General features: G+C 42.2%; 13 protein-coding genes. 1 reads left to right on the forward strand and 12 read right to left on the reverse strand.

What is annotated here, in order from left to right; all coding sequences use genetic code 11:
- Positions 1-337: 337 nt before the first annotated feature.
- Genes LG368_RS02125 through LG368_RS02135 form a run of 3 tightly spaced genes read right to left on the reverse strand, consistent with a single transcriptional unit; the run spans position 338 to position 6,036 of the window.
- On the reverse strand, positions 338-1,402 hold the full coding sequence (locus tag LG368_RS02125) for an HD domain-containing phosphohydrolase (RefSeq protein WP_226753079.1): 1,065 nt from the start codon (positions 1,400-1,402) through the stop codon (positions 338-340).
- On the reverse strand, positions 1,395-5,201 hold the full coding sequence (locus tag LG368_RS02130) for a response regulator (RefSeq protein WP_226753080.1): 3,807 nt from the start codon (positions 5,199-5,201) through the stop codon (positions 1,395-1,397). The genes LG368_RS02125 and LG368_RS02130 overlap by 8 nt, the downstream gene beginning before the upstream one ends.
- Before the next feature lie 52 nt (positions 5,202-5,253).
- A complete protein-coding gene (locus LG368_RS02135; protein WP_226753081.1) occupies positions 5,254-6,036 on the reverse strand; it encodes a substrate-binding domain-containing protein in 783 nt (260 codons plus the stop codon).
- A gap of 340 nt (positions 6,037-6,376) precedes the next feature.
- Here LG368_RS02135 and LG368_RS02140 point away from each other — a divergent pair, with 340 nt between their 5' ends.
- Positions 6,377-7,030, forward strand: a complete 654-nt coding sequence (locus LG368_RS02140; protein ID WP_226753082.1) for a peroxiredoxin — start codon at positions 6,377-6,379, stop codon at positions 7,028-7,030.
- Positions 7,031-7,197: 167 nt separating this feature from the next.
- On the opposite strand, the gene LG368_RS02145 is transcribed toward LG368_RS02140, so the two are convergent.
- The 9 genes from LG368_RS02145 to LG368_RS02185 form a co-directional block, all read right to left on the reverse strand.
- On the reverse strand, positions 7,198-8,091 hold the full coding sequence (locus LG368_RS02145) for an LEA/WHy family protein (protein WP_226753083.1): 894 nt from the start codon (positions 8,089-8,091) through the stop codon (positions 7,198-7,200).
- Between the two features lie 101 nt (positions 8,092-8,192).
- Positions 8,193-8,504: a hypothetical protein gene (locus LG368_RS02150; RefSeq protein ID WP_226753084.1), complete on the reverse strand. Its 312-nt coding sequence runs from the start codon at positions 8,502-8,504 to the stop codon at positions 8,193-8,195.
- 125 nt (positions 8,505-8,629) lie between these two features.
- Entirely contained in the window at positions 8,630-10,666 is a 2,037-nt protein-coding gene (locus tag LG368_RS02155; protein WP_226753085.1) for a BCCT family transporter, read from the reverse strand.
- Between the two features lie 389 nt (positions 10,667-11,055).
- Positions 11,056-12,732 (reverse strand): amino acid ABC transporter ATP-binding/permease protein, encoded by a 1,677-nt coding sequence (locus LG368_RS02160; RefSeq protein WP_226753086.1) that lies wholly within the window; start codon positions 12,730-12,732, stop codon positions 11,056-11,058.
- Entirely contained in the window at positions 12,716-14,455 is a 1,740-nt protein-coding gene (gene cydD / locus LG368_RS02165) for a thiol reductant ABC exporter subunit CydD (RefSeq protein ID WP_226753087.1), read from the reverse strand. The genes LG368_RS02160 and cydD overlap by 17 nt, the downstream gene beginning before the upstream one ends.
- A gap of 5 nt (positions 14,456-14,460) precedes the next feature.
- Complete coding sequence (gene cydX, locus LG368_RS02170; protein WP_226753088.1) at positions 14,461-14,571, reverse strand: cytochrome bd-I oxidase subunit CydX; 111 nt, start codon at positions 14,569-14,571, stop codon at positions 14,461-14,463.
- A gap of 87 nt (positions 14,572-14,658) precedes the next feature.
- Positions 14,659-15,795, reverse strand: a complete 1,137-nt coding sequence (cydB, locus tag LG368_RS02175; protein WP_226753089.1) for a cytochrome d ubiquinol oxidase subunit II — start codon at positions 15,793-15,795, stop codon at positions 14,659-14,661.
- 1 nt (position 15,796) lies between these two features.
- Positions 15,797-17,371 (reverse strand): cytochrome ubiquinol oxidase subunit I, encoded by a 1,575-nt coding sequence (locus LG368_RS02180; RefSeq protein ID WP_226753090.1) that lies wholly within the window; start codon positions 17,369-17,371, stop codon positions 15,797-15,799.
- 364 nt (positions 17,372-17,735) lie between these two features.
- The gene (locus tag LG368_RS02185) at positions 17,736-19,013 is read right to left on the reverse strand and encodes an O-acetylhomoserine aminocarboxypropyltransferase/cysteine synthase family protein (RefSeq protein WP_226753091.1); all 1,278 of its coding nucleotides are present in this window, start codon (positions 19,011-19,013) and stop codon (positions 17,736-17,738) included.
- Between the last annotated feature and the right edge of the window lie 37 nt (positions 19,014-19,050).

The following is a 19,050-nucleotide window of genomic DNA, read 5'->3' on the forward strand; positions in this document are numbered from 1 at the left end:
TTTTATTCGGGATCAATTTCGGCTGCTATCCGGCAACATCATTGATTAAATAGAGAAATAAAAAGCAGAAAAAGCACCACTTTTTTATATGATGCCTTAATGTTAGTAGATAATGCGAGTAAATAGCAGGGTAGCTTTGTAATTAAGAGAAAGCGCATAGAAACATAAGGTTACATTACGATAATTTCACCCTGTGTGGTTATGACACACCTGTTAATGACGCTTGATTCCCCATTCGATTGACGGTAGTGAATTTTACCCATACATCGCCCGAAGCGGTGTCTCTGTTTGAGTACAGGTTACTTGTATACGACATTGGCATTAGAGCTAAATAGTATTAAAGATCAACGGCATGATCTTGACTGTCAGTATCCCAATTCTTTTTAATGTCTATGATCTCTTCTTTTATGGATAAAAATGCTTCTACTAATCTAGGATCAAAATGCGATCCTGCATCTTTTGCAATAGTCTCTAGTGCTCTGTCGACAGACCACTCTTCTTTGTAAGGTCGCTTCATGGTTAACGCATCAAACACATCCGCAATGGCCACAATACGCGCCGACTCAGGTATGGCCTCTGCAAGGGCTCCATTTGGGTAGCCTGTACCATCCCATCTCTCATGATGGCTAAGGGCAATCTCAGCAGCTAACTGAAAAACAGGTGAGTGACTCTGACTCAGTATTTGATACCCAATCATACTGTGTGTTTTCATTACCTCCCACTCTTCCGACGTGAGCTTACGAGGGGCTTTTAAAATAGAATCAGCGATGCCAATTTTGCCGGTATCATGCATCGGAGCGGCCAGTTCCAGCATTTTGACATCATCAACATGCCAGTTTAACTTTCTCGCCAAAGCGCCAGAATAAGCAGCCATACGCCAAATATGAGCACCCGTGTCAGTGTCGTTATAATGCCCTGCGTCACCCAACATAAAGATTGCCGCCCGATTAGATTCTTCTAATTCCTGAGTCCGACTTCTTACCTCTTTTTCACACGCCAAACGCTGATCTTGCATGGCTAAATGGTTTTTTACTCTGGCGCGCGTGATTGACGCGTTAATCGGTTTTGTAATGTAATCCACAACCCCCAGGTTTAAGCCAAACTCTTCGTCTTCCGCTTCTGCCATGGCGGTAACAAAAATAACAGGGATCTTCACTGTATTTGGGTTTGCCTTCAGACGGCGACATACTTCATAGCCATCCATTTCAGGCATCATAATATCAAGTAGGATAATATCAGGCTGCTTACTCTCAGCGATTTTAAGCGCTGTGAGACCGTTCGTCGCCGCTCGAATTTGATACTCTTTGCCCAGAATCCCTTTTAAGACATCGATGTTTTCTGGCGTATCATCGACAATCAGTACACTCTGTTTATCAATCGATGGCTGTATGTTTTTATCCATGCTCAACGGCCTCTAATAAAGTCAGCGCTGTTTCAAAATCATATTGTCGAATGGCTTTAGCAAGGCTCTCTAGTTTAGTTTTGTGAGAGATATCCGTAGACGCGGCTAAAATGTCGTCCAATATACTTTCTGCATCACTGTCAAACTCTTCTAATAACTCTCGTAGTACCACAAATTTTTCTTGTATCTCTTCTTTTGAAAGCGTCGCTTGGTCATCGTCTTCTGTGGTTTGTCGTGCTGCTAAACGTTGACGGATTTCTGTCACCACCAAATTTGACTGATGAAAGAGTTTATCCTGAAGCGTCGTTCCAAACGATTCAGACACCATACTCACTTCACACATTTTCGCAACGTCCGACAGCGCTTCAGCACCGATGGTCGCAGCGATGCCTTTTAGTGTATGAAATAAACGTACGGCCGTTTCGTTGCTGTTTTCGCTTAAAGCGGACTGTAAATCTGCTTGGAAAGTGTGCTCGTGTTCTAAGAACTTCACCAGTAACTTATAGTAGCTTTCTTCACCGATTCCCATCCGAGCCATGGCTTTTGTTGCGTCTAAAACCGCCAACTCAGTGCTTCCAGTTTCTACTACACCAGCAGAGGCCAACGGATTTTTTTCTATCATCCATTTTTTTAAGGTTGATAGCATTTGCTGCACGTCAATGGGTTTCGGGATATGATCATTCATCCCGCACTCCATCATATAAGCCACTTCCTCATGCATCGCATTGGCTGTCATAGCAATAATCGGCAAGTCAGCATAACAAGACTGCTCACGAATTTTCTGTGTTGCTGTGTAACCGTCCATGATCGGCATCTGACAGTCCATTAGGACACAATCAAAGGCTTTGGTTTGAATTTTATTCAAGGCCTCTAAACCGTTTTCTGCAATCGTTACGTCAATGTCGTAACTTGATAAGAGTTCAAAAGCCACCTCTTGATTAAAGAGATTATCTTCAACCAACAAAATCTTCTTGCCTGCCAGCTGTTGAGGCAAATCATTGCTCTCTTCTTTGATTTCCCGTTGAGCACCCGATAGTCCCTCTACCGTTAACCCAAGGGCTAAACGCATACTAATCAACAAGGCACAAGGTGTTATAGGCTTCGTTAATATCTGAGATACATTCTGATCAGCGTCTCTTAGCGCTCTGTCCAACTCACCGTTGCCATACGCTGTCATCATAACAATCGGCGGTAAAAATGACCGTTTACTTTCATCGATACATTCTAGTAACTCAACCCCATTCTTATCAGGCAACTGCCAATCAAGCAGGATCACGTCATAGTCATTTATCTTGTTACTATTGTTAATAAGATCAAGCAACTCACCGGCACTTTCCAGTGAATCAGGCAACATGTTGTAATTGGATAACATCGACGTAAAAATTTCTCGGGCGTTGTCATTGTCATCAATCACTAAGACCTTCGCACCATTTAAGTCTTTTAGACCTTCAAAGTTACAGGAGTCAACAGGCTTTTCTTTGCAGATGTCAAAATTTGCCGTGAAGAAGAAGGTACTGCCTTGACCAAGTTCACTCTCCATCCAAATCTCACCATTCATAAGTGACACAAGTTTTTTACTAATAGAAAGGCCCAACCCTGTACCACCAAATTTACGGGTGGTCGATACATCGGCTTGCTGGAACGGCATAAAGAGTCGCTTCATCTGCTCTTTTGATACACCAATGCCTGTGTCTTTTATCGAGAAGCTGAGCTCTACTTTACCGTTTGTAATAGAGGCGACTTTAACAGAAACAATAATTTCACCTTTTTCGGTAAACTTAATCGCATTGTTACATAGGTTCATTAGAACTTGGCTTAACCGTGTTGAATCACCTATTAACCAATTAGGTATCTTATTATCAATATCAAATAGAAGCTCTAAGCCTTTTTCCTCTGCTTTAATACTGGTGATACTTGCAAGGTCCGTAAATACTTCATAAATAAAGAACTCTGAATTCTCTAGCTCTAACTTACCGGCTTCCACTTTTGATAAGTCAAGGATATCGTTAATAATGGTCAACAGGGAACCTGCTGAGCGATTGATTTTATCAACATAATTGCGTTGTTTATCATTTAAATCAGACTGAAGTGCCAAATAAGACATACCGATTATGGCATTCATCGGGGTGCGAATTTCATGGCTCATATTTGCCAAGAAATGACTTTTAGATCGATTGGCTTCTTCTGCTTGTATTTTTGCTATTTGAAGACTTTCTTCCGTTTCTTTTCTCAATGAAATATCTTGGAACACAGCTACATAGCCATCAAATTCGCCTTCATTGAGAATAGGCACCGCGGTAACAGAGACGGGGAAGCCATGGCCAGACTTAGTATGAAACCATTCATCTTCTGATTCAAATTGTTGGTGTTCATACATGCTTTGTAAGATAGGGCATTGATGGGAGGCAACTAGGTCGCCATCACGGTTATGCTGATGAATCAGATCATGCATGTTTCGACCAAAAACCTCTTCTTCCTGATAGCGAACCAGCTCTAATGCTTTGGGGTTGATATAAACGCAGTTTCCTTCTTTGTTAACGGCATACACCCCCTCACCCATGGTATTTGTCAGGTTCTGTAAGAAACGGTTGCTTTCTTTAATGGTGCCTTCCATCTCTTTTCTAGAGGTCACATCCGTTCTTATGGCGAAATACTGAAACGGTTTACCCGCGTGATCTAACAAAGGAACGATTGTGGCAGACAACCAGCTGAAACTGCCATCTTTATTGCGATTTTTCAGCTCACCACGCCAGACTTTGCTAGAGGCAATGGTGTCCCATAATTCCTTATAATAGGACTGCGGGTGTTCTCCCGACTTAAAAATAGAGTGGTTTTTACCTAATAATTCACTGCGATCATACCCCGTTATTTCACAGAACTTATCATTAGCGTAAACAATATTACCGTCGATATCGGTGGATGACACAATGGCATGCTGATCGAGTGCAAACTTCTGAAACTCTAAATTTTTAGCCAGTTCTTGCAGTCGATATTGTGATGTTTGTAACTGGCGTAAAATTCGGAAGCTGATCAGTAAAACAATCACCACAATAACAATAGACAACCAAATTTGAATGGTTTTATAGTTTTCACGCTTCTCTTCAATGCTGCGCTCTAATATGTCTACTTCTTTTTGACTTTGATAAAATAAAATATTGGCATTTTCCATGGCTCGCACAAAGAGTTGAGGCAAGGTAATGAGGTACACTTTTACTTTATCAATCGATTCTGAATACGCTGCAATATCATCAGATGCTCTTAATGACTCTCGTTCTGCTAACAAGGCAATAAGACGATTACTTTCTTTTTCGATTTCAAGCAATTTTGGCTTTAAATCAATAACTTCTAAAATATATTTATCATCGTTAACCTCACGGTGATAAGTAAAAGTACGACGCATCGTTTCTTGGCTCTCAATATTAAGACGTGTATCTCGTCGTATTGTGCCACCATTTTCAAGAACCTTAAGAATATCGTTTAAATCATCAAGACTGTATTGAAGTTGTTTACGTACGTAAGCTTGTCCTCTTACGTTTGATGTTGTGGCAATTTGGTAAAATGAGGATTCTATTTTTTTCAGGTCAAAAACAATCAACTCACCAATACTGAGCCGAGTTTTCTGATTGACAATATCTTTGTTCAACTCTTCATTGATATTATCAAATACCATATTCATCAAGAAAACCGCTATAAACCCAACGAGGTAGATCACGGCTTGAATATAAATCCAGAAAGGTTTGACGCCTTTCGTAGAGGCAATTTCATTGTGAAGTTTTTTAGACAAAAGAACGTTTTTCATGGACATCAACCAGTATCATTAATAAAAAAAGAGTAGAGCTCAATAGAACGAACTACTGTTTGATGTCTGCCGCTCCTAGGAAGCCGTAGTCACGAAAGATTTTTTGTCCTCTTTCTGACGTTGCTACTTCAATGAAGTAACGACTTATCTCTGGCTGCTTAGAAAAAGTAAGTGTGTTTAAGATGAGTTTTTTAGGTTCCGCGTCTTTGATAGAAAGGTCTACAATATCCATATAATCCCTATTTTCTTCAAAAAAAGCCGTCGCCCGCCAATTCATAATGACGTCTGCTTCGCCTTCCCTTAAAGCTCGATTTAAATTTCTAGAATCCGTTGTTACAAACACAGAGTTTTCTAATACACTGCGATAAAGATCATGTTGATCAAGAATTTGTTTCGTCTCACGACCAATACTGCCCGTATTGGCATTGCTCACAACCGCTGCTAAGTCTTTTCTCAACAACTGTTTGATATCAGAAGTAACATTTTTAGGGTTACCCTTTCGAACAATTAATGCTGCTTGGTTATAGCCCACCAGAGCGTAATCACCAAAAAAACCTTCATGTAGGTGTTTATCGCGATAGGAGGCAGAACCAGGCAGATACAAGTCACCTTTTAAGCTCGTCGATAAGCTCTTGAAAAGATCCTCTGAGCCACCTTGGCTGATCAGTATTTTGACATTTTTTTCTTTTTCAATAATGGCTGCAATGTCTTTGATCGGGTGAGCCATAGTAATGCCACAATACACCAACAGTTCAGGCACCACTTTTTCTTCTTCCTGACTGTTGTAGGATATTAAAAAGGGAATGGCGGCTAAGATTGGTAGAAGTCGTTTCATTACAGTGTTCGCCTAAATAAATAATTGCATTAAAACATCATAATATCATGCAGGATTACTAATACTCCATGAAATGGACGGGTTAAAAAGAAGGTTTTTGTAAACGAACTCTAACACAGCGTAACACTCAACATAGGCGTGCCTGTCATATGTCACAACCATCGTTTTTTCTTAGCAATCGCTCCCCTACCAAAAAAACTATCGAATAAAAGCAAAGCGATAATTTTTACCAATCGGCTTAATAGGAATGAATACGTTGCACATCACATTAGTCAAGACTAATATGACTGCATTGAGCAAGCGTTGCTTGATGTCTTTTTTATTACCAAGGAGTACAGTAATGTCTTTACGTATTAATGATGTCGTTCCAAACCTAGAACTTGAGACAGACCTAGGCACTTTTAAACTACACGACTGGATCGGCGACAGCTGGGCGATTTTGTTCAGCCACCCAAAAGATTTTACACCCGTATGTACAACAGAATTTGGTGCTGTTGCACAGTTGTCTGCAGAGTGGGAAAAACGCGGCACAAAAGTAATTGGCCTATCTGTTGATGGCGTTGAAGAACACAAAGAGTGGAAATCAGACATCGAATCTTATTCTGGCGCAAAAGCCGGCTTCCCAATCATCGCTGATGATTCTCTAGAAGTCTCTAAAGCGCTAGACATGTTGCCAGCGGACGCTTACCTACCTGATGGCAGCACAGCAGCAGATTCAGCCAGTGTACGTGTTGTTTTCATCATCAGCCCAGACAAGAAACTGCAATTGTCTATGACGTACCCAATGTCAGTAGGTCGTAACTTTGCTGAAGTATTGCGTGCTCTTGATGCGCTACAAGCAAGCTACGGTGTGCCTGTTGCTATGCCAGCAAACTGGCAAGCAGGCCAAGACGTTATCGCGGCGTTGTCTTTGAATGATGAGCAAGCGAAAGAAAAATTCGGTGAAGTAAACACCGTATTGCCTTACCTACGTATGGTTAAATTGCCAGCGTAAATACTCCATCATGCAGTCGCTAACATAAGTTAGTGGCTACCATGATAAAGCGTTTAGCCTCGGTGTTGTATGCTCCTAGTTACTGTGTGTGTTTCTACATCCACACCGAGCAAACAAGAAAAGCCAGACACATCAATATGTGCCTGGCTTTTTTGTTGTTTTTATTACTATCTATTAATCACTTGTTGTGTCTCAAACTCTAAGGGAGTAGTTTTCCAACCCTGTATCCCCGTTTCTAACTCTGCCGCCATGCTCATATCTAGGGCAATCGGATCGGAACTCATTAACATTTTATAAAGACTGCTGCCTATATCACTTAAACCAATCGACAAAGGAATCGTTAAACGACGCTCTTCGTTTTTAGGAAAAACCATTTCGGCTATTTCCCCTTGCCCAATGGCCACACCCTGAGCCTTAATTTGATAACTCACTTCCTTCAAACTCAAATCAAAGGCATTGGGATTAACGATAGTGACATCGGCGCTCAGTTTCATGCCACTCAAGCCCACTGAGTCAACATTAAAATCTTTAACGTTAATTTCTGGTTTTTTCGGTATAGGTAGAATGCCGGTATAATCAACAGGCATTTTAATGTCACCAATAACTGGCAAATTTATTGATATATCCCCTTCAATACCATAACCCACTTCACTTTTGGCATTCAGGCCTTTTACACTTGCCAACACCTCGTTAAACGCTAAAGTCACTGGAAATTGAACACTATTACGACCTTTTGCAGGAATAGAAAGGCGAGTATTCGCCTGAACAATTGAAGCAAGCTTGCTTTCGTTTACGATTAAATCTAAATCAAAACCCGCTGCAGTAAGAGGGAAACTATTTCCATTGACCACCTCTACATCAACCAACAAGGTAATTTCATCTAAAGACACGCTGTCAATTGAGACCCCTACTACTGATGCTTCAGGCTTTCTCACATCAAGTGTTTCTTGCAGCACAGAGCAGCCCTGCAACAATAGGAAAAAACTCATTAAAAGCCCTATCAAAGTTTTTTTCATTGCAAAAGAAAAGCGTGGCAGTAACATATTAACCTCTATATCCAATATTTTTACTTGTTTACATCAAGCAATCTAGACAGTTTCTTGCAATATCATAGAGTGTTGTTCAGACTCATCAAGATCACAAAAACCTTCTTTTTAACCGTCTAATCTGCGCTTCTTAATAAAACAGCATCACACCACAATTCAGAGTAACAGTCAGAAATCAATTCCACTTTTATTTTACAAAAGTCTCTTTCTGCATTTAGCTCTTCTAATACGGTTACGCATTCAAAATCCATGAATTCAATAATATTTTCTGGGTCATCAGCTCGAATAAATTCAAGTGTCTTCTCTTCCACACCATTGGAGAAGGTGACGCAAAAAGATACGGAGGCATCGTTCAAGTTTCGATCCATAACAACTCTTGTTGCCTTCCACTCGCTGTTAAATTCATAGAGATTTTTATACTCAGACATCTTTTATACCTGTTCTCACACCTTATTTATGGGCCTTAGGAAAACCTCACGCCCTCAGACACAAATAAAAAAAGCGCGAGCTCTGCTTAACTCGCGCTTTTGTCATTACATTGAAATTCGTTTACTCATGATTGAGTGCTTTCATTGTTCAACATCTCATCATGTTCAGCCATGTCCCAAGGAAGCTGACCCGGACTGTTGTCTAAGAAGGTTAGATAGCTTTCAAATTGATCTAGAATATCTTTAACAATATCATCTTCGGAATAGCCAAAAATATCATAAGATCGGCCACCACGAAGTAAAAATACCTCAGCTTTATAATAGAACTCTGGATTGCTGATGTCTTTTTTCAACTCAGCGTAAACAAAATCAGGCACAGTATTTTCAGTCAATCGAATATCATAGACAAACTCGACATGCTTGTGTCGTTCTACTTTTAAATGTGCGCGGCATAGGTCTGAGTCGTACTCAACGACAGCATTCCAATCACGAGCCCCCAGCTCTTTTTGCACATCTCCCATGGCTTTAGTCACAACATTTTCGATAAATGGCTGGACCTTGTCTTTACTTGGAAAGTCCACCATAGCCGCTAAACGATGTTTCCATTGTGACGACTTCACATTTCTATTGGGATTAGTATTTGCTTGCAGACTCGTTTCACGATGTCCCTCAATAACCAGTGCTCGCCACATACCGACAATGGATAAAAGAATGATGACGGCAAATGGCAGCGCTGTTGCAATCGTCATGGTTTGCAAAGCACTTAAACCGCCCGCTAACAACAATACGGCAGCCACCGAACCTTCTAATACAGCCCAAAATACACGTTGCCATACTGGTGTCTCTAAATTACCACCAGATGCTAACGAATCGATGACTAACGAGCCGGAGTCAGAAGAAGTTACGAAGAAAGTAATGATCAGAGTAACGGTCAATAAAGAAATAAAGAATGACCAAGGTAACTCTTCAAACAGCTTAAATATGGCAACAGCGTGATTTTCTTGAACGTCCACAATAAGAGAATTTAAGCCTTCATTCATGATTAAATTCAACGCCGTATCACCGAAAACAGAGAACCATAAAAAAGTGAAAATCGTGGGCACCAACATGACGCCAGAAACAAACTGACGAATAGTGCGCCCGCGACTAATTTTTGCGATAAACATACCCACAAAAGGTGCCCAGGCAATCGTCCAACCAAAAATAAATAAGGTCCAATTGCCTATCCAATCACTGCGTGTATAAGCTTGTAAATTAAAAGTACGCTCAACAATATTGTTTAAGTAGCTGCCTGTGTTTTGCAGAAATGACTCAAGAATATGAATCGTGGAGCCAACAAAAAACACAAAGGTTAGTAATGAAACCGCCAATACCATGTTTAATATAGATAGGCGCTTTACCCCTTTATCCATCCCAGCAACAACAGACAGCGTTGCCAAACCGGTAATAATAGCAATGGCAATTATTTGAACCGTTGTATTAATAGGGATAGAAGGCCACAGATAATGAAGCCCAGCATTAATTTGCGTTACCGATAAACCTAATGTGGTGGCGATACCAAATAGCGTACCCAAAATAGCAAACACATCCACAGTGTGACCAATGGGCCCATAAATTTTATCACCAATTAATGGATACAACGCAGAACGAATGGACAAAGGTAAACCATGACGAAATGCAAAATACGCTAGCGATAAGCCCACCACACCGTAAATCGCCCAAATATGAAAACCCCAATGGAAAAAAGCAATTTGCATTGCTTGTTTCGCTGAACTTATGGTTTCAGGAGAGCCAGCAGGAGGAGAAGCGTAGTGTAATACCGGTTCTGCAACACCAAAGTAAAGTAACGCAACCCCATAACCCGCCGAAAATAGCATGGCAAACCATTCGAGAAAGCTATACTGAGGTTCAGAATGGTCTGGTCCTAGCTTGATGTTTCCCCAACGGGAAGCCGCAACGCCGGTTATAAAGACTAAAAAAATAGCAACAGATAGCATGTAAAACCAACCAAATGTGTTGGTTATCCAAGAAAGCGTCGCACTAAAAGCCTTACCTGCTAATTCTGGGTTACTGATTGTCCCCAAAACTAAAAGAAGTGTAATGAACACCGCGGGTAAAAAAACGGGAAGAAGGAGGGTTGAGCGGAGTGCTTTGTCTTTCATATTCGTCCTTAATAATTATGCACGATCCAATATATTAACAATTAAAGGCAGGTAGCCTTAACTGAAATGGCCAAGAAAACAATGACAGCCATCGCAAGCCAGCCTTAAGATTACTCGACATAAAGGTGTTATTTGTCAATGAATGGAAATTCTTTGCTATCTTATCATTCGTTCGCCTTCAAAACATCTCTTGTAAGATATTGAGAGGGACAACAGCAATAACATCTTGAGATGATGCGGAGTGAAAAGGTTTGGAAGGTGTACAAATAGGCAATCAGATACCAATAAGCACTCTACTCAAGGTTAACGCACTAAGAAGTAGACTCAGTCTTGCAAATTAGGAACAAGAAAGCGCTAACACTGCCTACCTTGTCCCTTGTGATTTGCCTTTATAACATCACTACGCGTGCACTGTCGCCAATGCGACTTTCGATATGACTGACCAGAACCAGTATCTCTGGTTTATAGTCATTTTGAAGAGACTGACAAAGCACCTCTATGGTCGCTTTATCAAGACCATCGAACGGTTCGTCAAGCAGTAAAACTGGTGCCTTACGCAGTAATAAGCGCGCTAAAGCAAGACGCTTACGTTGACCACCAGATAGATTTCGACCTTGCGAACTGAGCAGAGTTTCTAGCTTACCCGGTAAACTTTCAACCCAATCAGCCAACGACACCGCTTCTAATACAGACCAGAGCTCTGCTTCATTCGCTTCTGGGCAGCCCATGCGTAAATTCGCCGCAATACTCTGTTGGAAGATATAGGGATGCTGTGGCAGATAACTCAACTGCTTCTGATAAAGTGCATTATCGTATGGTTCGCAAGCATCACCATTAATCATCGCGCGCCCTGTCGATAAACAATCACCGGCAATAGAAGCCAATAATGTGGACTTTCCTGACCCGCTTGAACCGCGAATCCAAAGTGTGTCTCCAGATTTAATAGACAAATCTAACGGCGTATTTCCCATACCGCTTGATGCGTGATAACCACGCCAATGCTCAAACGTCATTGTTGTTACGCCTGCCTGCATTGTTGTGTCTGAATGAAACAAAGTATCAGAATGGGCGCCTGATACATGGTGTAACTGGTTAAGACGACGCAAGCCTACTTGAGACTGGCCCTGTGCAACAAAAGACTGCACTAAAGGGAGCATCAATTCATTTAAAGCTAACAAGCAGAGTACAAAACCGACAACCCAGGTGCCTTGAATCCCCTCTAATAGCACCAAGCGACCTGTGCTAGGGTCCATATCGCTCATTAAATACATGCTGATCGCAATCAATAAAATGGTGACCATATAAACAAAAAAGCGGCCGGTACTGACTGTGTTTTGTATGCGAATTTCAGTCAGACGCTGGCGCTCATCTAACTGACCTAAACGTTTAGCATAATCCTTCCAGTGCCCACGAATCGTTAACGTTATCAAGGCGGAAAACAAACTGACAAATCGACTACGTCGATGCACACCTAAAATTTGACCTATGTGAACCTGATGGCTTGAAAATTGACCACATACATAAGGCACGACAATAATATGCAACAACGCCGCAATCGCCATAGGCAACATCAAGTCAGGGGACAAGAAGTAAGCAAAAATACCAACTGCAAAGTAACTAAAAAAAGCATAAATCCAAGGTAAAAATACCACCAGAGGCCAGCGCATAACCTGGTCTAAATCACTCACCAAACGTTGTAACAAATCACCTCGAGTTTGTTCGTACAGATTTGCAGCATCTTTTGCCACACGCTGATCCCAAACCCAAAGACGTAAGGTTTTAAGCAATCCTAACAAGTGATTATGGGACGAAACTTGCTCACCATAACGCCCTGCGGTTCTAAAAATAGACAAGCCACGCACAATGGCACCTGGTGTTAAATAATTGAACACCAAATTTGCGCCTATTGCTGTCGCCAACCCCGCTCCTGTAATAAACCAACCTGACACACCCAGCAAAGCAATGCCGGACAGACTTGCAATGGTACCCACCAAAACGGGCAACGCCAGTCCCCAAGGGTTAGCCAGTAAAAGACGTTTAAGTGTTAATTTAGAGGTCTTTTTCATATAAGCCTTCCTTTGTCATCGCCCAATGCTTGTCTGCCCACATAATAGGGTGAGTATCATGACTGACAATTAATAAGGTTTTTCCTTGTGAGACCTTATCTAACGTTGATAAAACAGCCTCAGCGGTTTCTGTGTCTAAACCAGAACAAGGCTCATCCAGTAACCAGACATCTGCTTCTGATAACAAGGCTCGAGCGATAGATAAACGTTGCATTTGTCCACCAGACAAACCAGAACCCAACTCCGTTAAAGACGTTTCAAGACCATTTGGTAACGCCTCAATAAACTCATCACACTGACTTTTTTGTAGCGCTTCTCTCAATACTTCATCACTAGGAGGCTCTATTCCCAATAACAGGTTACGCTTTATGCTTCCGCTTACCCACTCAGGGGTTTGAGGTAACCAAGCTAACTGGGTTCGCCACTCAGATAAATGTATTTCTGAAAACGGACGACCTTTGATATAAAAGTCCCCTTGATAGCTTTCTTCAAAGCCTAACAACAAATGCAATAAACTTGACTTGCCCACGCCGGATTCACCGCTCAGCCAGACTCGTTGGCCTTTTAATACGTCGGCGGAAATGGGTGCCAATCGATGTCGACCTGCTTCTAGCCAACTTACTTTTCGAAGGCTCAAAAACGCTTCTTTGTTAATGTCACTGATTGTCACACTCAAACTAGAAACAGGCTCTGCTTTATCAGACTGTCCTGTATTTAAAATTTCCAACAAATCGGTAGCTGCTGCCTCAGCTTTTTGTTTCGCATGGTAATCATTACCAAGCTGACGTAACGGCAGATAAAACTCAGGCGCCAATAACAACAAAAACATGGCCTGTGTCAGATTGACTGGTGAACTCCCCTCTTGCCAAGGCAAAGATTCAAGTAACCCCAACCCTAAGTACAAAGCAATCATCGCAATGGATAAAGACGCAAACAGTTCTAGGGTAGCGGTGGATAAAAACGCTAACACCAAGACACCCATGGTGGTTTTTTGGTAGGACTCAGCACTGTAGGACAATCGGTCTCTGGCTTCATCTGTTCTACCTAGGCGTTTCAACTCAGCCAAACCTTGGCTAAGATCCATAAATTGATTGGACAGCATGGCCAAAACACTGAACTGGCGGCGGTTGGCTTGCGCGGCTTTATAGCCGACAAAAATCATAAAAACGATCACCAAAGGCGCAGTTAACATGAAAACAAAAAAAGCAATCCAAGAAATAGAAACAACGGAAAGGAGAATAACGCAGGGAATCAAAAGCACCATAAACACTTGTGGTTTATAGCGACTGAAAAAATCATCTAACGCATCAACTTGTTCGTAAACGCGTGTAGACAATGCCGCATCTTCTTCAATTCGTAATCGAGCTGGGCCCAATTCGGTCAGATGCGACACCAACTTACTGCGCAAGCCGTAACGAATGTCACGGCTTGCGCTGGTGCAAATACGCTCACGAGCAAAATTAGCCAATGCGCGCAGTAATAGAGCAAATAAACCAATAAACAAAAGTGACAAAGAAAACGATTGGTGCAGTGCCATGTCCGAAAAGACATTTGCAAAAGCCCACGCTTGGAGCACGAGGGACACTACGAACAAAACACCGAACCCTTGCGCTAAACGATATTTAAAAGATTGTTGTTGATACAACGCTCCTAAAAAACTGGCTTCTGGTGTTTTCGCACGCCGCGGTTTAGCGGATCTCTTTGCTTCCTTGTTTTTCAACATTGAGTTTACTGTTGCTCCTCTTCACCTTCATAACCACTAAATTCTAACCATAAAGCATTCACGATACCAAATGAGCAGGCTAACAATACACCTAAACTCCAAGCAAAATACCACATAATTCTTTCCTCCGAGATAGGGCTATTCAAAGCCCTATCTACTATCATTATTCAAAATAAAACAACCAATACATACTCGCACAAGGCTTAGTACAAAGAGTGTTTATTTTCTTCGATATGTTTATTAGTTAAGCGGCCATACATTACGAAGTAGTTCCATAATGTGTAAGTCAACACTAATGGGACAAAAATACAAACCACAACAAACATGATCATCAATGTGTTATAGCTTGATGTCGCATCCCACATAGTCAAGCTCATGCCTGGGTAACTTGAAGAAGGCATCAAGAACGGGAACATAGAACCACCCGCTGTAACAATAATACCAGCAATACCCAAAGAAGAACTCAAGAAAGACAAGCCGCCTTTTCTCATAACCGCTGCCAATGCAGCAACTAACATACCCGCAATACCAATGACAGGCGCTAGAATCAGAAGAGGATACTTATCGTAGTTCGCTAACCATGCACCCGCTTGTACTTCTGCTGTTTTCATCAAAGGCGTTGTAACAGCGTTACCATCAATGGCACTGGTTACTACGTAACCGTCGATACCGTAGGCTAACCAAACACCTGCAAGGATGAAAAGAACAGCAGCTAACGTACCCGTAATGGTTGTAATGCGGCTGGCTTTAGCCAATAGGTTTTCATCTGTCTTCATCTGCAACCATGCTCCACCTTGAGTCATTAGCATTAGCAGACTAACAAGACCACAAAGGATGGCGAAAGGGTTCAACAGTGCAAAGAACGAACCTGTGTAAGTTGCACGCAAGAACTGGTCAAACTCAAATGGCACACCTTGTAATAGGTTACCGAAAGCCACACCGAAAATAATAGGTGGAACGGCAGAACCAAAAGTAATTGCCCAGTCCCAGTTATTACGCCATTTTGTACCTTCTAACTTAGAACGGTAGTCGAAGCCGATTGGACGGAAAAACAACGCCGCCAACACCAACAACATCGCGAAATAAAAGCCTGAAAAAGCAGTGGCGTATACCACAGGCCAAGCGGCGAACAAAGCACCACCTGCTGTGATAAACCATACTTGGTTACCGTCCCAATGCGGTGCGATAGAGTTAATCATGATACGGCGTTCATTATCTGTACCACCAATCACTCTGAGCAAACTGCCCACACCCATATCAAAACCATCGGTTACCGCGAAACCAATCAGTAGAACGCCCATTAGGCCCCACCAAATGATTTTTAATAGTTCGTAATCCATCTTATACCTCCTGCTTCAACTGAGCAGTTTCTTTTTCAAGCGCATAGCGGCCGGTGTGTAGACTAGAAGGTCCTTGCTTCGCAAAGCGAATCATCAAGTACATTTCTGCAATAAGGAAAGCAGTGTACAAGGCAGTAAAGCCCGCAAGACTGATCCAGATTTCAGTTTCAGTCAAACTAGAGACAGCAACATGAACCGGAAGAATTTCACCTATCGCCCATGGCTGACGACCAAACTCTGCAACGAACCAACCCGCTTCGTTCGCAATCCATGGAAGTGGTAGACACAACACGATGAATTTAAGGAACATTGGGTTTCTACCGATACGACGACGCGCATTTTGGTAGAAGGCGATAGCAAAGACAGCAAGCATCAAGAAACCACAACCCACCATGATACGGAAGGCGAAGAACAGAGGTGCGACCTTAGGAATTGAATATTCAACCGCTTGGTCGATCTCTTCTGACGTTACCTTGTTAATGTCTTCATTAAAGGCAGTCACTAATAGGCCATAACCTAAATCGTCTTTTACTTTTTCGAAGTTCGCTTTCACAAGGGGATCTGTTGAACCCTCACGAAGTTTTTCAAGCAACTGATTTGCATAAATACCGTTGATAATACGTTGACGGTTATGCTCTTTCAGCTCTTGAATACCAGGAACTTCTGTATCAAGAGAGCGTGTTGCAATTAACCCCATCAACCCTGGAATTTTGATTGCGTATTCGTTCTCTTCAAGCTCTTGGTTTGGAAAAGCGATCAAAGTGAAATCAGCAGGCGCTTCCTGTGTTTCCCATTCCGCTTCAATAGCCGCCAATTTTACGCGCTGTACTTCACCAAGCTCGTAACCAGACTCATCACCCAAAAGGATAACACTCATTACAGACGCTAAACCGAACGCAGAAGCGATAGCGAAAGAACGACGAGCAAAAGCAAGGTCACGACCTTTTAGAAGGTAGTAGCTTGAGATAACAAGGACGAACATGGCGCCTGTGGTGTAACCAGCAGAAACAGTGTGAACAAATTTAACCTGTGCGACTGGGTTGAAAACCAAAGCACCAAAGTCGATCAGTTCCATTCTCATTGTTTCGTAGTTGAATTCAGACCCTACTGGGTTTTGCATCCAACCGTTGGCGATCAAGATCCAAAGAGCGGAAAGGTTTGAACCAATCGCAACACCCCAAGTCACCAACAAGTGTTTTACCTTACTTAGACGATCCCAGCCAAAGAAGAACAAACCTACTAGAGTCGATTCTAGGAAGAAAGCCATCAGACCTTCGATCGCCAAAGGCGCACCGAAAATGTCACCCACGTAGTGAGAATAGTAAGACCAGTTTGTTCCGAACTGGAACTCCATTGTCAAACCAGTTGTCACCCCTAGGGCAAAGTTAATACCGAACAATTTACCCCAAAACTTAACCATGTCTTTGTAGACTTGTTTACCTGTGATCACATAGACGGACTCCATGATCGCAAGCATAAAAGACATCCCCAATGTCAAAGGGACAAACAAATAATGGTACAGAGCAGTGAAGGCAAACTGAAAGCGTGATAATTCCACTACAGCTTCGTTAATCATATGATTTCAACCCATTCATTTAGCTGAGAAAAAAGACGTTTGCAGACACTTTCTTACAAGGGTGTTCTTATTATCTAACGTCCACCGTAGCCCCAATGAATTTTGAGGCTTACTATAAGTATGTATTATCGTTTCACTGGGTTCTAAAAACATTGTTTTAGATCAAGATAAAGAGAGTGAAAGAAATAAGCATATAAAAAAATGCTTATATAATGTTAAAACGCTTCAGAATTCGCTTGACCTCGCCTTTCAACGGGTCATAACGCAAAAAAGGCCACTCTCTTGAGTGGCCTCTTATTATGGCTTTATCTGCTTCTAAATTATCTACTTCTAAGCAGTAGCGACTCACATGAGTGACAAAAACCTATACAGACACCTTATCGAGCGCTTGACTGATGTCCGCAATAATGTCTTCTATATTTTCAATACCGACTGAAATCCTGACCAAATCTCGACTAACACCCGCTTTGGCAAGCTCCTCATCATTTAGCTGACGATGTGTCGTCGATGCTGGGTGACAAGCCAACGATTTAGCATCCCCAATATTTACTAGGCGCAACACCATCTGCAGGGCATCGATAAACTGTGTACCGGCTTCCAAGCCGCCTTTGATACCAAAGCTCAGTACCCCTGATGCTTTACCATTGGTAATTCGCTGACATAGCGCATGGTATTTATTATCTGGCAATGCGGCATAATTCACCCAGTTCACTTTCTCATGACTGTTTAAGAATTCAGCTAACGCCTCTGTATTGGAGCAATGACGCTCCATACGTAAACCTAATGTTTCCAACCCTTGCATGATTAAAAACGCGCTGTGCGGTGCTAATGCTGAACCCGTGTTACGCAATGGCACAACACGACAACGACCAATGTAAGCCGCCGCTCCTAGCGCTTCTGTGTAGACCACATCGTGATAAGACGGATCAGGTTCATTCAGCATAGGGAACCGTGCCTTATTCGCAACCCAATCAAACTTACCGGAGTCAACAATGGCACCGCCCACTGTCGTACCATGACCGCCAATGTACTTAGTCAGTGAATGCACCACAATGTGCGCACCTAACTCGAACGGACGACACAAAAACGGGGTTGCCACCGTATTATCGACAATTAATGGCACACCATGTTTGTTCGCAATCACGGCTAACGCCTCAATATCCACGATATTACCGGCTGGATTACCAATCGACTCACAGAAAATGGCACGAGTATTGTCATCAATGGCAGCTTCAAACCCTGCAATATCATCGGAAGAAATCATACGTACTTCAATGCCTCTGCGAGGAAAACCATGGGCAAATAAGTTATAACTGCCACCATAGAGCTGACTGGTACTAACAATGTTGGTGCCTACCTCACAGATACATTCAATTGCATAGGTAACAGCAGACATACCAGAAGAAACGGCCAAAGCAGCAATCCCCCCTTCCATCGCTGCAACACGTTGTTCTAAAACATCGTTAGTCGGATTCATAATGCGCGTATAAATATTGCCCGGAACCTTTAGATCAAATAAATCAGCACCGTGTTGGGTATCATCAAACGTGTAAGAGGTGGTCTGATAAATAGGCACCGCGGCCGATTTTGTTGTGGGTTCTGAAGTATAACCATGGTGCAGTGCAATCGACTCTAGTTTCATAATCCTTAAACCTATTTTGAGTTATTTTTGAGTTATT

The organism is Marinomonas algarum, from assembly GCF_020532605.1.
GTDB lineage: Bacteria > Pseudomonadota > Gammaproteobacteria > Pseudomonadales > Marinomonadaceae > Marinomonas > Marinomonas algarum.

Coding starts and splice junctions, on each gene's coding strand:
- LG368_RS02135 (WP_226753081.1), bottom strand. CDS start 6,036: ATGAAACGACTTCTACCAATCTTAGCCGCCATTCCCTTTTTAATATCC.
- LG368_RS02130 (WP_226753080.1), bottom strand. CDS start 5,201: ATGAAAAACGTTCTTTTGTCTAAAAAACTTCACAATGAAATTGCCTCT.
- LG368_RS02160 (WP_226753086.1), bottom strand. CDS start 12,732: ATGAAAAAGACCTCTAAATTAACACTTAAACGTCTTTTACTGGCTAAC.
- LG368_RS02185 (WP_226753091.1), bottom strand. CDS start 19,013: ATGAAACTAGAGTCGATTGCACTGCACCATGGTTATACTTCAGAACCC.
- LG368_RS02125 (WP_226753079.1), bottom strand. CDS start 1,402: ATGGATAAAAACATACAGCCATCGATTGATAAACAGAGTGTACTGATT.
- cydB (WP_226753089.1), bottom strand. CDS start 15,795: ATGGATTACGAACTATTAAAAATCATTTGGTGGGGCCTAATGGGCGTT.
- LG368_RS02155 (WP_226753085.1), bottom strand. CDS start 10,666: ATGAAAGACAAAGCACTCCGCTCAACCCTCCTTCTTCCCGTTTTTTTA.
- LG368_RS02140 (WP_226753082.1), top strand. CDS start 6,377: ATGTCTTTACGTATTAATGATGTCGTTCCAAACCTAGAACTTGAGACA.
- cydD (WP_226753087.1), bottom strand. CDS start 14,455: ATGTTGAAAAACAAGGAAGCAAAGAGATCCGCTAAACCGCGGCGTGCG.
- cydX (WP_226753088.1), bottom strand. CDS start 14,571: ATGTGGTATTTTGCTTGGAGTTTAGGTGTATTGTTAGCCTGCTCATTT.
- LG368_RS02150 (WP_226753084.1), bottom strand. CDS start 8,504: ATGTCTGAGTATAAAAATCTCTATGAATTTAACAGCGAGTGGAAGGCA.
- LG368_RS02180 (WP_226753090.1), bottom strand. CDS start 17,371: ATGATTAACGAAGCTGTAGTGGAATTATCACGCTTTCAGTTTGCCTTC.